Here is a 13,302-nt window from a genome sequence, read left to right on the forward strand (position 1 = left end):
GATGTCACCTGCCATTAACTCCTGCCATTCAGAATCTTGTTGATAGTGAGAGAGCATTATATCGGCTTGACTTTTGAGAATATTCCTCCGTTCAGTCATTGGTAACTTCAGAAAAGCAAGACGCTGTTTTAAGGATGGAGATATATCTTCGGTGGTGGAAGAATCAGAACTAACTTCTTCAACCAAAATAACTACCTCAACAGTTTGTCCTACAGTCAGATCTGGAGATTCAATTTCAATTCTATTTCCTGGTAGGACTTTTGCTGTCCTGTACAAAGTTGATTTAACCATTTTAAGCCTTCTCTTTAAGTATTGTTGTTAATATAGCTTATTAAGATCGGCGACCGCACTTTAACCCACAGTTTCAATCAATGTGCATGGTGCGTTCCCCAAAATCTATTAGTGGAGCAGTAGGAGCCACATTAGGGAACGCACCCTACAAGATTGGGATCTTTGGGTGAGTCGTTATCTTACATACCCAGCGTCGATACCACGTTGAATCATTCCTTCAGGAGTGATTTCCTCCCCCAGATAACGGAAGTTAAAGAAGGCTTTTGTCGTGCTATCAAAGAGTGCGGGTTGTTGATCACGGCGAAGACCGATGAAAAACCGAGCCGCTGAATTGTGCTGGTCTGCGAGTCTTAATGTAAGACATAAGCGGCCAGTATCTTCCCTCGGATCAGAAAGTACTCCAGAAAGTGTGGATACAGAAACATGAAAGCGGGATTTGAGAAATGTACGTTGGGCAGGAGGTAAGGATTCATAGAGATGAATAAGTTGGGTGATGCTTTTCTTCAGGTCGGCTGGTCCAGTCCCACCAAACGCAACAATGGGTTCCCAGGTACTCAGTACGAGTAACAACTCTCTACGACGGCTCACATGCTCTACCAAAGCAGCGCGTGCATCGTCATCATTCAGCCAAAACGATAAAGTAGGACCAAAAATAGTAATTTCTTTTTGCAAACTGCCCATCATGGACTTCCAATCGAACTCCGTCCCTGTAATATCATCTCCGAAGAAGGCATGTTGTTGAAGAATACTGTCACGGATAGTCCACAAGGGATCAACCGGCGGAAAATTTACGAGAGCCCTCAAGAATTTCGTCAACTCGGCTTGGAGTTGGTCGAGGTTATTGGGCGAATACAATACAATTCTTAAGGAGCGGAGATCGAAAGGAACATCATTAATATTTTGTGCTAATAAAATAGTTTTCCGCCACAAAGCATGAGACAGCCCTAATTCATACATCACATTCGCATTCTTGTCGGAGAGATCGGCAATAATGACCTCTGCTTCCTGTATGCCACTCCAGATATTACCCATGATCGTTTTATCCGTGTAGATCTCATCAGCACGAATGCACTCGAGACCGCAATTTCCCGCCGTCTTAGCAATTCTAGAAGTGTAGATAGTGTCATAAGGTTCACGAAAGGGCATTAGGACGAAAGCACGTTTCTTCTGCGGAAAGGCATCACGACGAAAAATAGTTGACAATTCACTCATATAAGCGATCCTCCAGCCTAATGTCTTTCGCATTATACATCGAACCTCCTTTGACAGAACCAGCCATTAATTATACAGAAACTTTCCGTATAACACTTTCCAGGGTAACGATATATGGAAACCTTCGGTATATCACCCCACCTAGTCGCGATCGCCAGAAGTCTTCCCTATATTACGCCCAAAAGCGTGTTAGCTAGATTAGCCTATTGCCAAAAACCTTATTTAACTAAATTCCTGACAATTAGGCTGATTCTAGCGACGATTATTCGATCTGACCGCACCCCTTGACAAAAATTTATAATTATTCGATTCGTTTAATTGTCGAGGCCTTCTGTAAAGATTTTTTACCTGGAAATCCACACCCACCAACAAACGTTTTCAGCAAATCCTAATTCAACCTTTTGCTCCTATACTTTTAGCAGCACAGGAGCAAGGTTGAAAATAAAAATTAATAACTGTCCTCATCGGTGATAACTTCCACGGGAATCACTTCTTCTAACACTTTTTCCTGCATTTCTTGGCGACGAATTGGTATTTTGGTTTTTTCCAATTCTGGTAAAGCTACTAATTCCCGTTGTTTTTCCCGGACAGTATTGGGTAACAACATCGGTAAAGGTTCGGGGGTTTCTAACCAGTAGCTGGCTACCGGTAGGGTATGTTCTAAATCTTCCAATAAACGGGGAATAATCATCACCGCGTGCAGTTCACCGATTTTCTCTGCTTCCCGCATTCCCGCATCAATGGCTACGGCCACATTAGCGACGGAACCCCGGATAATGGCCGTACACAAACCATCCCCAATTGTTTCGTAGGAAGCTAACTGCACATCGGCGGATTTTAACATGGCATCGGCTGCCCCCACCATAGCGGGAAAACCTCGGGTTTCCAAGAGACCGATCGACATATTGCTCAGTTTGCTGAAACCCCGTTGACTTTGGGCAATTTCGGCTAAACGGCTACCAATGGGGAAAATTACCTCTAAATTGGGCATCGGTCGGGGAATAACCGATTTAGATACCAATTGTCCGAACTGTGCGGCGGTTTTTGCCCCTTCTTCCACTGCTAACCGCACATCGGCAATATTACCACGCACGATCGCCGTACAGTGACCACCGCCAATTTTTTCGTAACCCACGAGGGTAACTTCTGCCGATTTTAGCATCATATCCGCTGTCCCGACGATCGCCGGAAAGCTGAGGGTAGAGACTAAACCCAAGGCGCTATCTTTGGGGTGACGCTTGGTTTTCATCGTCCTTTGACCGGGGTTAGTTGTGGACGAGGGGGGAATGCTTCCATTAACTCTTAATCTAGACATTGAAGATAAACTTGCCCTAACAGGTACGAAGGGGGTGATTGTCAGCTATCCTGTTACTATCTAGTCTATCCTGTTAACCTTAATTGCTATTGAAGATTTTTGAGGGATTAGATAAATTTTAGTTATTGTAGCTTGATCAAGTTGTCTATGACAGAACAGCCTCGCAGTACAGATGATCGAATCAGCGAAACGGAAGCGACCGAATTAATGCGCTCGCTGCTTCATAAGGAAGGAAATTGGGTGAATTGGGGGCAAAAATGTCAAAAACTGCAAAAAGCTGGCTACGATTCCCAGTTAATTTTTGAACAAACCGGTTTTCAAAATGCCCAACAAAATTTAATTATTGTCGCTGCCCAAGTTTTTGAGAGTTTAATCAAAGCGGGGGCATCTGAAGATTTGTTAAGTTACTACATCGGGCCGCGCAGTGATGTGCTATACGAATTGCGGATTCTCAACCAAGAACAAAGATTGGGGGCAGCGAAATTAGCGGCAGAAAAAAGGATTGAGGTGGCTGAAGCACACGATATCGCCAAAGCTATCCAAGATTTTTCCCGTTTATCCCAGATTCCCAGTGAATTTACTCGTCATCCTGGAGATGCGATCGCTTATCAGTGTTGGAAACGGGGCAAACAAAAGCGAGATTTAGCCGAAAGAGCGAAATTAATCGCTAAAGGTTTGAAATTTGCCCATTCTGACTCGGCCAGACAGGCGATCGAGTCTTTACTACAAGATTTTACCGTTACTCCCACCCGTAGCGCTCCCCTGCTGCCCGTCCATCGTTTACAGGATGAGGACGAATTAGCCAGAATTATTCCTTTAGTAGGAAGATTTCCGGTGACGGTAACTGATATAAAACACACAGAAAGTTTGAGCGTCGAGGAACCTTTTCGACTGGTAACGGTGGGGGATAAACAAACGATTGTGCCTCTCCCCGGTTGGCAAGCAATTCTCAAGGCGATCGATCCTGTAGCTATTTTATGGCCTAGCGATCAATTACCTCGATCGATTGCCACCAGGTCCGAGGAAGTGTTATTAGTGATCGATCGAGTTTTGGCCGAATGGGATGTGAACAATTATTATCTAGTGGAGAAGGATAATGCCGTTTTTTTACAATGGTTTGATAGTTCGCCCGATGTCACCATACTAGGTGAATTGGTCTTGATTTTAAGAGCAAAAAATATCCTCGATGAAAAAAACATCACCGAACCCTGGCAAATGGACGACTAAATCAGTGATCAGTGATCAGTAACCAGTGATCAGGTTTAAGCTATTAGTTATGAGTGGGAATAAGAAAATAGATAAACTGATAACTGAATCGAATAAAACTGGTCACTGCTAACTTGTAGCTGACGGCATAACTTAAGAAACTAAGAGACATTTTTAAAGGAAAAAGTAACAAAGCGGACAAAGGAGACAGGAGACAAATTTACCATACTTTTGCCTTTTGACTCTTGCCTTTTTCTGGCTGATAACTGATAACTGATAACTGATAACTGATAACTGAATATATGCGTGCAGTAATTTGTGGATATTATGGGAGAGGAAACGGAGGAGATGAGGCATTATTAGTGTCTCTATTGCAGATGCTGCCGTCAGAAATTAAACCTATTGTTTTGTCAAATAATCCCAGAGAAACCAGTCAACGTTATGGGGTGGAAACCTGTCCTAGTCGGGATTGGTGGCAAGTTTTTCAGACTCTTAAAAAAGCCGATATATTTATCTGGGGTGGCGGCAGTTTAATGCAGGATGTCACCAGTTTTGCCAGTCCAATTTATTACGGTGGTTTAATGGCTCTTGCTCAATTATTGGGCTTAAAAACTATTGCTTGGGGGCAGGGAATTGGGCCATTAAATAGACCTTTTACCCGTTGGTTAACCAAAAAAGTCTTGCAACAATGTAGTTTAGTTAGTGTGCGCGATGATATATCGGCTCATTTAGTCGCCAATTGGGGTATTCGTCCCATTGTTGCCCCCGATCCAGTATGGGCTTTAGACGCTCAATCAGTCAAGGGATTATCGGATTTACCCGCCCCAAGAATCGCCGTCAATTTACGTCCCCATCCCCTATTAACCCCGGCAAAGTTAGATAAATTAACCCAAGCTTTAATTGATTTGCAAACCAGTACGGGGGCGTTTATTCTGTTAGTCCCTTTTCAAAAGTCGCGGGATTTGCCCCTCTGTGAAGCTGTAGCCCGTCAATTAAAGGAAAATCATCAAATCATTAGTTTAGAGGATCCGAGACAGTTAAAAGGCTTATTTCGCGGGGTAGAAATGGTGATCGGAATGCGCTTTCATAGTTTAATTATGGCCGCGGCAGAAGATTGTCGTTGTTTTGCCCTTAGTTATGATCCGAAAGTGTCGCGATTAATTGCCGAAGTACCGATGCCGGGTTGGGAATTAGAGCAGTTACCAGAGGCAGTTAATGATATTAGTACCACTTGGATTGATTTTTATGCCAATGGAGAGGGATTAACCAGCGATCGCAAACATTTTTTAATCGATCGAGCTTTAATTCATCGAGAAATTTTATCTAGATTGGTGAGCTAATTTTTATGTCGAGTGCGATTACCGATGCCAGGGCTATTTCATTCTAAAAAGTCTCAAAATATGCTTAAGTCCTTGTTGTGGCATAGGTTTTGATCAAGGGGAAAGGAGGCACTCGGCACATCCCCATCCTGCTTCGGTCTCGTGTGGGGACTTCCCGTGCCATATTTTCGTTAAGGGCAGTAAAGGGATCGTTAAATCAATCAGAAATTGTTATAGCCCATTTCCTCCAGAGCCTAGCATAGAGGGGAAACCTCCTTTATCCCTAGGTAATTGCATGAATGGACTACAACAACAGATTATCAGTCTTGAGCAGAAAGTCGAGCGTTTACAGGATATTGTCGAAAGCCTCAGCCAGCAAATTGCTATCCTAGCTGGGGATAAATCGAGTCATTCCCGGCGAGAATCCCTGGAAATGGTCGGTTTTTCCGAGTTATCCGATAATAGCCTCTACGATCATAAAGATATTCTCCGGGATCACGGTGGCAAACAAGCGCCAGCTGTCAATGGCGATAATTCTTTTGCCGATGAAATCCAAATTCGCCGATTAACGGCACAATTGACAGCGGCCTACAATCGCATTGCCGCCCTCGAAGAACAATTACTCAGCTATCGCATCCATTCCTAGTTAATTGCTGCCCAGAGGATTGGGTAAACTGGGCAAGGTGGGATTAGTCGGCAAATTGGGCAAAGGATTGCTATTTTCCAGGGTGGGATTATTAGCCTCCCCCGATAGAGTCGCTAAAGCCACACGATCACCGCCTACCTGTCGCAGTAGGTCTAAAACCCCAACCACTTCGTTATAACTGGCATTTCTGGAGGCATTCAGTACCATCAGTCCATTGGGACTATATTGATGATAATTCTTGATCGCCTCGAACAACTGGGCGCGAGTCACCATTTGTTTTTCGACGTAGAGTTGTCCGAAATCATCGAGACTAACCACCAACATTTCCCGCATCGGGGTGGTGGCGGTACTAGCTTTCGGTAAATCGAGACTGATAGCCTGTTGGCGAGATAATCCCACTGCACCGAGAATAAAGAAAGTGAGGATACAGAAAATTACATCGATCAAGGGAATGATATTAACCTGCACATCCTCTTGAATGCGGTGTTGATCATGCCATAATTTGAGCGGACGGGCTGTGATATGGCTACTTTTTGGCTTTTTGTGGTTAAGAGATTTAGTTTCGGCCATGCTTGATAAGGGAGAGATTTAGCGATCGAGAGGTTTTTCTAGGTTAGCACTGAGGGCGTATTGTTGGTCTTCTTGGTGTAACCAGCGTTGGCGGTAGATAATTTCTAAATCACTGCCGGCCTTGCGAAAAATTCGGGCTTGATTGAACCAGAGTCCCTGAAAAACACGATAGAAAGCGAGGCTAAAAATAGCGACAATTAGGCCGGTAGCGGTGGAAATTAAAGCTTCACTAATACCTAAAGTTACTCCCGCCGTCGAGGAAGTTCCCAGGTCACTTAATTGAATATTGGCCAAAGAGGTAATTAAACCGAGTACCGTCCCTAATAATCCTAACAGGGGAGAAAGGGCAATGACTGCCTCAAGGATTTTATCGCCCCGTTTCATTAGGGATAATTGTTCATCGGCAGCCGATTCGAGGGCAAAGTGAAAAACCTCTGGATCTGGATTTTCTAAGCGCAGGGGTGCGTAGAGATAGCTACCAATGGGGTGATTGCGGGAATCTCCGGCGACTTTTGCCGCCAAATCCCAGTTACGGATGGCGGATTCCATAATGCGATTTAAAATCTGGCCCTCACTGAGGAGAGTACGACTCCAAAACCAAATTCGTTCGATAATAGTGCTAAGAGCTAAAATAGACAGAAAAAGCAGCGGCCACATGGCCACTCCGCCTTTTTGGATTAAATCAGTTATACTCACGAGTTGTTTTGTTCCTCCAATACCGGGCGATTCGGGGTTGATTATTTAGTTTAAGATTTAAGTCGATCGATTGACATTTATACTTTTTATACCATTTTTCAAAAATCGTGCCATACTTAAGGCGTTTCTCCTAAAGATGAAGTATAACCTGATAGGGCATCCTCTACTGTCTCGGAGTCTCGACTAGGAAATTAATTCTGCACGACTACTTATAGCCGTTATCAGTTTTTTAGCCGCCGGCTGTTTTTGATTACTTGCCAAAAACCCCACCTTCTGCTGCAAACTAACGTCGTCTCAACAAATTTTTCATCTCTCCCCAGATAGAAAGTTGACCACCTAGACTAGAGGGATGGGTGAAAATTCCCTGACGGGGACTGAATAAAAAGGCCAACATAAATAGGCTAAAAGCGACAAGCACGATCGCTGGTCCAGAGGGTAAATTCCAGTAATAACTTAAATACATCCCACTGATACTAGAAATAATACCCACACCCACACCTAAACCCATGACTTGATGGAGACGGGTAACTAAAAGATAAGCAGTGGCCGCGGGGGTAATCAAAAGGGACAAAACGAGGATTACTCCCACCGCTTGGAGACTAGCAACGATGGTCAGACCAATCAGGAGCATTAAGCCTAAATCTAATAAATTTACTGGTAAACCCGCCGCTTGCGCCCCGATTTTGTCGAAAGTGTAGAATAATAGTTCTTTATACAGGAGCAAAACGGTTAACAAAACGATAACGGCAATAATTAGGGTATCGCGGATGTCGGCAGCAGTGACACCCAGAATATTGCCGAAGAGAAAGTGATTCAGGTCAATTTTGTTGTTTTTTTGGATGAGAGTGATCAGGGTGATGCCAAGGGCAAAAAAAGCCGAGAAAACGATCCCCATGGCCGCATCTTCTTTGATTGGGGAACGATTACGGATCAAGTTAATCAGTAGAGTACTGACCATTGAGGCTAGTAAAGCACCCAGTAGCAGATTAAAATTACCAATAAAAGCGATCGCTAATCCGGGTAAGACCGAGTGACTGATGGCATCGCCCAAGAGGGCCAAACGTTGTACCATCAGGTAGGTTCCCACCACCGCACAAATGATCCCGACGATGATGGCTTCAATTAGGGATCTCTGCATGAAACTATACTGTAAGGGTTCGATTAATCCTGTTAATAGATTGTTGCCCATGAATCTGCCTTGGGGTTAAATTTTTCTGATTCTCGATCGAGGTTTTGCTCCTAGGGTCTATCTTCTAAATCGGGGGAGAAGATAGGTTAGGATTAGGATTAATTGTAAGTTTTTTCGCTCCTAACTGCCGCCATGGATACCCCCGTTCTTTCCTCAACTTTTTTTCTGACTCTCCTGCTCATGGTGGGATTATTCTTTTTTATTCGCGGTTCCGTCAAGGAGCGTATCGAACAGCGTGTCTATCTTACCAGTACCAGTGACGACCAACTATTAGAACAACTGCGAGATTATTTTGACCGACGTTCCTATCAAGTCAAGGCGATCGAACCCGAACAGAATATTGTCAGATTACAGGGTTTTGTGCCGCCTAGCCCCTTTCTAGCGATATTTTTGACAATTTTAGCTGCCTTGGGTTTATTTTGCTTCTCACTGGTGTTATCGGTGTTATTTCCCGATACTAATCCCTATATTTTTGCTCTTGTGGGTTTATCTCCCCTCGCGGGTGTTTTCTATTGGCAAAAAGTCGGCCGTTTAGAGGAAGTGGCTTTTAAAGTAGAAAGCAAATCTCAGCAAACGGAATTAACTGTCAAAGCCCATCGAGACGAGTTAAGACAACTACAAGATAGTTTAACCTTTCTAGAAAGACAATAAGCTTTTTATGTCCTATGAACGCCTAATTTATCTGGCCGATACCGATGCGGCTGGTGTGGTTTACTTTGCCCATCTTCTCTCGATCTGTCATGAAGCCTACGAGTTTTCTTTAGCACAATTTGGCATCAATATTAAGGATTTTTTGAAAGATTCTCCGGTTGCCCTACCGATTACTCAAGCGGAAATCCAGTTTTTTCGTCCCCTTTTTTGTGGCGATCAAATACAGATTGATTTCACTGCCCGATCCCTGAGCGAAAACGAGTTTCAATTGCAGTATAAAATTTATTTGGCTGAAATCATGGTCGCAAAAGCGAAAACTCGCCATGTGTGCATCGCTCCCACCGCTAGAAAAAGAATCCCTTTACCGGAATCTTTAAAACATTGGTTAGGATATTTATCAACCCTAGAGGAGACTGGTATTTAAGGGATGATTTGGGCAGATTTAACGATAATTTTAACTAGGGATTGGTGGCACAATGCTTGGCAATTATTTAACCTTAGCACCGGGAGGATTATCTGGAATTCTTTTCTGGCCTTTATCCCCTTTATCCTTAGCTTTTGGCTATTTCGTATCGCCCTCGATCGTTCCCTACTCTGGTGGTTAATTCTCTTAGTTTTCCTGCTTTTTTTACCCAATGCTCCCTATATTCTCACCGATAGCATTCATTTAATCTCTTATGTTCAGCAGGATTACGCCAAAAGTTTAATTTTTTTAGTTTTAATTCCCCAGTATAGTATCTTTATTTTCCTTGGCTTTCAGCTATACGTTCTCTCCTTACTTAATTTAAAAAGTTATTGTCAGCAAAGTCAGCTAAATTCAGCAGTTTTACCCCTAGAAATAACTCTCCATTTTTTAAGTGCGATCGGTATTTATCTAGGGCGTTTTCTCCGGCTGAATAGTTGGTATCTAGTCACTCAACCGCAGCAACTATTCTGGAGTTTGCAGAATTTACTGACTCAAAAACCTTTGATATTCATCTCTATCTGTTTTTTAATTATTTGGGTACTATACGAAATCAATAAAAGGCTTTACAATCGATTTTTTGGCTACAATTAACGCCTATCGGGGATTTCGACCCTCTCCTAGTCTCTTTCCGATTAATTAAAAGATAGTAGGAAGACAGAGATCAATTGGCCGCAGCGAAAGTAGTCGTGCAAAATTAATTTCCTAGTCGAGACTCCGAGACAGGAGACAGGAGACGGGAGACGGGAGACGGGATACAGCTATTAGGGATCGGATTTGAGTTTTCAGTTCACTGTTTACTGATCACAGCAGAAGTCTGACGGAGTAGTGGCTTAGATGTGTAATTAATTGTGCTTAGATACTTAGGGCTGGCTGAATAAATCTAAAAACCTTGTTGGGTAAGACTTTTAGGCGTTTTGTCAATCAAAAGGTACTGGATGTGGGAGTGATCGGGGGGAAATTTAGGCACTTTTTCCCTGAAAATTAGGTAATTGGCCACCTCAAAACTGGTAAAACCCCACACCCCACACCCCACACCCCACACCCTGCCCCCACCGAAAAACTTTTTTAGCAAACCCTAATTAAGCCAGAAGTCTCTTGAAACTTAACAATATTAATAGACAAAGACAGGAAAATAATTGCTAGATTGATTTAGGTACAGTTAACTGTAACCGCGAGAAGAAGAGAAAAAAAGCGGTTTTCCCAGGTAAAACCACCAAAAAGCCGTAGCTTAATTTCTCGATTCTGACGATTAAATAAATATTAAAAAGTCGGACATAAATTCTGTTGTCTATCTTAAGAAATGTAAATTGCCGCAATTCTTACTGACGACCGACTCCTGACTCCTGACTCCTGACTCCTGACTCCTGACTCCTTACCTCACAGTTAACTTTACTTTTGTCCAACTACTTAAAACAGCCGATGAATCTAACGAACTTTCCTTGGTTAACTGCCATCATCCTTTTTCCCATCGTCGCCGCTTTATTAGTTCCCATAATTCCCGATAAAGACGGTAAAACCGTGAGATGGTTTGCTCTGACGGTGGGATTAATCGACTTTGCCCTAATTATCTACGCTTTCTATACCAGTTACGATTTCGCTAATCCCAATCTGCAATTAGTGGAAAGTTACCAATGGTTGCCCGAAATTGACCTAAGATGGTCTTTAGGAGCCGATGGCCTCTCCATGCCTCTGATTATCTTAACGGGATTTATCACCACTCTGGCTATCTTAGCGGCTTGGCCGGTGACTTTTAAACCGAAACTATTCTACTTCCTGATGCTGTTGATGTACGGGGGACAGATTGCGGTGTTTGCCGTCCAGGATCTGTTACTGTTCTTCCTCGTCTGGGAATTAGAATTAGTCCCCGTCTATCTCATCCTCTCCATTTGGGGCGGTAAACGCCGTCTCTACGCGGCCACCAAATTTATCCTTTACACCGCCGGAGGCTCTCTATTCATCCTTGTAGCGGCGCTGACGATGGCTTTTTATGGCGATACCGTCTCCTTTGACATGGTGACTATTGCCGGCAAGGATTTTCCCCTGAAACTGCAATTATTCCTCTACGCTGGTTTTCTGATTGCCTACGGGGTAAAACTGCCGATTTTCCCCCTCCATACTTGGCTACCGGATGCCCACGGCGAAGCCACTGCCCCCGCCCATATGTTACTAGCGGGAATTTTGCTTAAAATGGGTGGTTATGCGCTCTTACGGATGAATATGGGGATGTTACCCGATGCTCACGCCGTTTTCGCCCCCGTTTTGGTGATTTTAGGGGTAGTTAATATTATCTACGCCGCCTTAACCTCCTTTGCCCAACGCAATCTTAAGCGCAAAATTGCCTATTCTTCCATCTCTCACATGGGATTTGTGCTGATTGGTATGGCTTCCTTTACCGATATTGGCACAAGTGGGGCGATGCTACAGATGATTTCCCACGGACTGATTGGGGCGAGTTTATTCTTTATGGTCGGTTGTACCTACGATCGCACCCATACCCTGATGTTAGACGAGATGGGCGGTGTCGGCAAGAAAATGAAGAAAGTTTTTGCCATGTGGACCACCTGTTCCCTCGCTTCCCTGGCTTTGCCCGGGATGAGCGGTTTTGTGGCGGAATTAATGGTATTTATCGGTTTTGCCACCAGTGATGCCTATAGTCCCACTTTCCGCGTCATTATCGTCTTTTTAGCGGCTATCGGTGTCATTCTCACCCCGATTTATCTCTTGTCCATGTTGCGAGAAATTCTCTATGGACCGGAAAATAAGGAATTAGAAGAACACCATGCCCTAGTGGATGCGGAACCCCGGGAAGTCTTTATTATCGCCTCTCTATTAGTGCCAATTATCGGCATTGGACTCTATCCCAAAGTGGCGACGACGATTTACGATGCTACCACCAATAAATTAACCGCCCTAGCGCGTAATTCCGTCCCCAGTTTAGTGCAACAGGCTAAAGTGAAAACCCCTAGTTTCTCCCTTTATTCCCTAAAAGCACCCGAAATTTAAATGTAGGGTGGGTTAGGCGACGACAAGTTAAGCAGTTAACCAATAATTAAAAATTCGCCGTAACCCACCACATTATTGATCAAGAGAGGACTTATCAGGAATAAGTAGCTTTAACAGAAACAATATCTGACTTATTTCGGAACGCATAGCTCTGATCTCACCTTCAATCACATCAAAGCGTTTTGATATTGAATTCTTGTCATAATCAATAGGCATCGAGTCTTGAGTAGATAGATTGTTGAGTTTATTAGCAAGAGCTGCCCAACTATTAGCTTTTAATCCAAAATAATACTTAGCTTCATTTAGCGTTCTAAACTGCTGCTTAAGAGTATCAACAGTGAAGTTGATTGTCTGATAAACGCAAGCTTGGTTGTCTAGATCTTCCTCAACCATATCAACAACCTCACGAATAAGTTGATCGTGATTTTCACTAATCTGAGCGGCGGCTCCTAGTATACGAGAGGTCGCTTTAATCTGCAATTCAGTATCTTGTTGAAGCTGATCGGCAATTTTACGAACTTGTTCCCCCAATGTGCCTTTACGCTTTGGCTCTAGAGCAGGTGTTAACTCTTGACTCATGAAAAATCTCCTTTATTCCTGGACTTCCCCCGTATAAACATACTAGCTATGGCTAAAAGTCTTACAGAGCCTGAGTTCAAGCAATACAATACCAATGAACTACTGGACACAAAATCCTGAAGTTCTTACGCCGATAGGGTTTGAGGCAAAAATTTTCAA

General features: G+C 43.5%; 15 protein-coding genes. 8 read left to right on the top strand and 7 right to left on the bottom strand.

The features are described 5' to 3' along the window. A partial coding sequence (locus O9290_RS23090; protein WP_288056673.1) for a hypothetical protein occupies window positions 1-291 on the bottom strand: 291 nt, incomplete at its 3' end. 174 nt (window positions 292-465) lie between these two features. After that, window positions 466-1,503, bottom strand: coding sequence for a hypothetical protein (locus tag O9290_RS23095; protein ID WP_288056675.1), 1,038 nt, complete (start codon window positions 1,501-1,503; stop codon window positions 466-468). 114 nt (window positions 1,504-1,617) lie between these two features. On the opposite strand from O9290_RS23095, the gene O9290_RS23100 reads away from it, so the two are divergent. Next, entirely contained in the window at window positions 1,618-1,791 is a 174-nt protein-coding gene (locus tag O9290_RS23100; RefSeq protein WP_288056676.1) for a hypothetical protein, read from the top strand. 160 nt (window positions 1,792-1,951) lie between these two features. On the opposite strand, the gene ccmO is transcribed toward O9290_RS23100, so the two are convergent. Beyond that, window positions 1,952-2,752 carry a beta-carboxysome assembly protein CcmO gene (gene ccmO / locus O9290_RS23105; protein ID WP_002775137.1) on the bottom strand — a complete coding sequence of 267 codons (801 nt, stop codon included), beginning with the start codon at window positions 2,750-2,752 and terminating at the stop codon, window positions 1,952-1,954. 213 nt (window positions 2,753-2,965) lie between these two features. On the opposite strand from ccmO, the gene O9290_RS23110 reads away from it, so the two are divergent. From O9290_RS23110 to O9290_RS23120, 3 genes are all read left to right on the top strand, one after another. Continuing rightward, complete coding sequence (locus tag O9290_RS23110) at window positions 2,966-4,045, top strand: RuBisCO accumulation factor 1 (protein WP_288056677.1); 1,080 nt, start codon at window positions 2,966-2,968, stop codon at window positions 4,043-4,045. Between the two features lie 281 nt (window positions 4,046-4,326). After that, window positions 4,327-5,364, top strand: a complete 1,038-nt coding sequence (gene csaB / locus O9290_RS23115) for a polysaccharide pyruvyl transferase CsaB (protein ID WP_002760663.1) — start codon at window positions 4,327-4,329, stop codon at window positions 5,362-5,364. A gap of 274 nt (window positions 5,365-5,638) precedes the next feature. Continuing rightward, the gene (locus tag O9290_RS23120) at window positions 5,639-5,989 is read left to right on the top strand and encodes a hypothetical protein (RefSeq protein ID WP_002760665.1); all 351 of its coding nucleotides are present in this window, start codon (window positions 5,639-5,641) and stop codon (window positions 5,987-5,989) included. Here O9290_RS23120 and O9290_RS23125 read toward each other — a convergent pair whose 3' ends face one another. From O9290_RS23125 to O9290_RS23135, 3 genes are all read right to left on the bottom strand, one after another. Then, window positions 5,990-6,559 (bottom strand): ExbD/TolR family protein, encoded by a 570-nt coding sequence (locus O9290_RS23125; protein ID WP_002760667.1) that lies wholly within the window; start codon window positions 6,557-6,559, stop codon window positions 5,990-5,992. It lies immediately after the preceding gene. A gap of 18 nt (window positions 6,560-6,577) precedes the next feature. Beyond that, window positions 6,578-7,216 carry a MotA/TolQ/ExbB proton channel family protein gene (locus O9290_RS23130; RefSeq protein WP_002760669.1) on the bottom strand — a complete coding sequence of 213 codons (639 nt, stop codon included), beginning with the start codon at window positions 7,214-7,216 and terminating at the stop codon, window positions 6,578-6,580. A gap of 322 nt (window positions 7,217-7,538) precedes the next feature. Next, window positions 7,539-8,444 carry a metal ABC transporter permease gene (locus O9290_RS23135; protein WP_004163173.1) on the bottom strand — a complete coding sequence of 302 codons (906 nt, stop codon included), beginning with the start codon at window positions 8,442-8,444 and terminating at the stop codon, window positions 7,539-7,541. A gap of 132 nt (window positions 8,445-8,576) precedes the next feature. Here O9290_RS23135 and O9290_RS23140 point away from each other — a divergent pair, with 132 nt between their 5' ends. From O9290_RS23140 to ndhD1, 4 genes are all read left to right on the top strand, one after another. Continuing rightward, window positions 8,577-9,095: a cofactor assembly of complex C subunit B gene (locus tag O9290_RS23140; protein WP_002734244.1), complete on the top strand. Its 519-nt coding sequence runs from the start codon at window positions 8,577-8,579 to the stop codon at window positions 9,093-9,095. Window positions 9,096-9,102: 7 nt separating this feature from the next. Next, window positions 9,103-9,519 carry an acyl-CoA thioesterase gene (locus O9290_RS23145; protein ID WP_002760673.1) on the top strand — a complete coding sequence of 139 codons (417 nt, stop codon included), beginning with the start codon at window positions 9,103-9,105 and terminating at the stop codon, window positions 9,517-9,519. 3 nt (window positions 9,520-9,522) lie between these two features. Next, window positions 9,523-10,152 (top strand): DUF1361 domain-containing protein, encoded by a 630-nt coding sequence (locus O9290_RS23150; protein ID WP_288028182.1) that lies wholly within the window; start codon window positions 9,523-9,525, stop codon window positions 10,150-10,152. Between the two features lie 828 nt (window positions 10,153-10,980). Then, on the top strand, window positions 10,981-12,564 hold the full coding sequence (gene ndhD1 / locus O9290_RS23155; protein ID WP_002762997.1) for a photosynthetic/respiratory NAD(P)H-quinone oxidoreductase subunit D1: 1,584 nt from the start codon (window positions 10,981-10,983) through the stop codon (window positions 12,562-12,564). Window positions 12,565-12,636: 72 nt separating this feature from the next. On the opposite strand, the gene O9290_RS23160 is transcribed toward ndhD1, so the two are convergent. Next, complete coding sequence (locus tag O9290_RS23160; RefSeq protein ID WP_002768563.1) at window positions 12,637-13,143, bottom strand: hypothetical protein; 507 nt, start codon at window positions 13,141-13,143, stop codon at window positions 12,637-12,639. Between the last annotated feature and the right edge of the window lie 159 nt (window positions 13,144-13,302).

Origin of the sequence: Microcystis sp. LE19-41.2A, from assembly GCF_027530405.1 — a bacterium.
GTDB classification, from domain to species: Bacteria; Cyanobacteriota; Cyanobacteriia; order Cyanobacteriales; family Microcystaceae; genus Microcystis; species Microcystis aeruginosa.

Bases quoted from the DNA above. Each gene is read 5' to 3' on its own strand.
- O9290_RS23095 (WP_288056675.1), bottom strand. From the start codon at position 1,503: ATGAGTGAATTGTCAACTATTTTTCGTCGTGATGCCTTTCCGCAGAAG.
- O9290_RS23100 (WP_288056676.1), top strand. From the start codon at position 1,618: ATGGAAACCTTCGGTATATCACCCCACCTAGTCGCGATCGCCAGAAGT.
- ccmO (WP_002775137.1), bottom strand. From the start codon at position 2,752: ATGAAAACCAAGCGTCACCCCAAAGATAGCGCCTTGGGTTTAGTCTCT.
- O9290_RS23110 (WP_288056677.1), top strand. From the start codon at position 2,966: ATGACAGAACAGCCTCGCAGTACAGATGATCGAATCAGCGAAACGGAA.
- csaB (WP_002760663.1), top strand. From the start codon at position 4,327: ATGCGTGCAGTAATTTGTGGATATTATGGGAGAGGAAACGGAGGAGAT.
- O9290_RS23120 (WP_002760665.1), top strand. From the start codon at position 5,639: ATGAATGGACTACAACAACAGATTATCAGTCTTGAGCAGAAAGTCGAG.
- O9290_RS23125 (WP_002760667.1), bottom strand. From the start codon at position 6,559: ATGGCCGAAACTAAATCTCTTAACCACAAAAAGCCAAAAAGTAGCCAT.
- O9290_RS23130 (WP_002760669.1), bottom strand. From the start codon at position 7,216: ATGTGGCCGCTGCTTTTTCTGTCTATTTTAGCTCTTAGCACTATTATC.
- O9290_RS23135 (WP_004163173.1), bottom strand. From the start codon at position 8,444: ATGGGCAACAATCTATTAACAGGATTAATCGAACCCTTACAGTATAGT.
- O9290_RS23140 (WP_002734244.1), top strand. From the start codon at position 8,577: ATGGATACCCCCGTTCTTTCCTCAACTTTTTTTCTGACTCTCCTGCTC.
- O9290_RS23145 (WP_002760673.1), top strand. From the start codon at position 9,103: ATGTCCTATGAACGCCTAATTTATCTGGCCGATACCGATGCGGCTGGT.
- O9290_RS23150 (WP_288028182.1), top strand. From the start codon at position 9,523: ATGATTTGGGCAGATTTAACGATAATTTTAACTAGGGATTGGTGGCAC.
- ndhD1 (WP_002762997.1), top strand. From the start codon at position 10,981: ATGAATCTAACGAACTTTCCTTGGTTAACTGCCATCATCCTTTTTCCC.
- O9290_RS23160 (WP_002768563.1), bottom strand. From the start codon at position 13,143: ATGAGTCAAGAGTTAACACCTGCTCTAGAGCCAAAGCGTAAAGGCACA.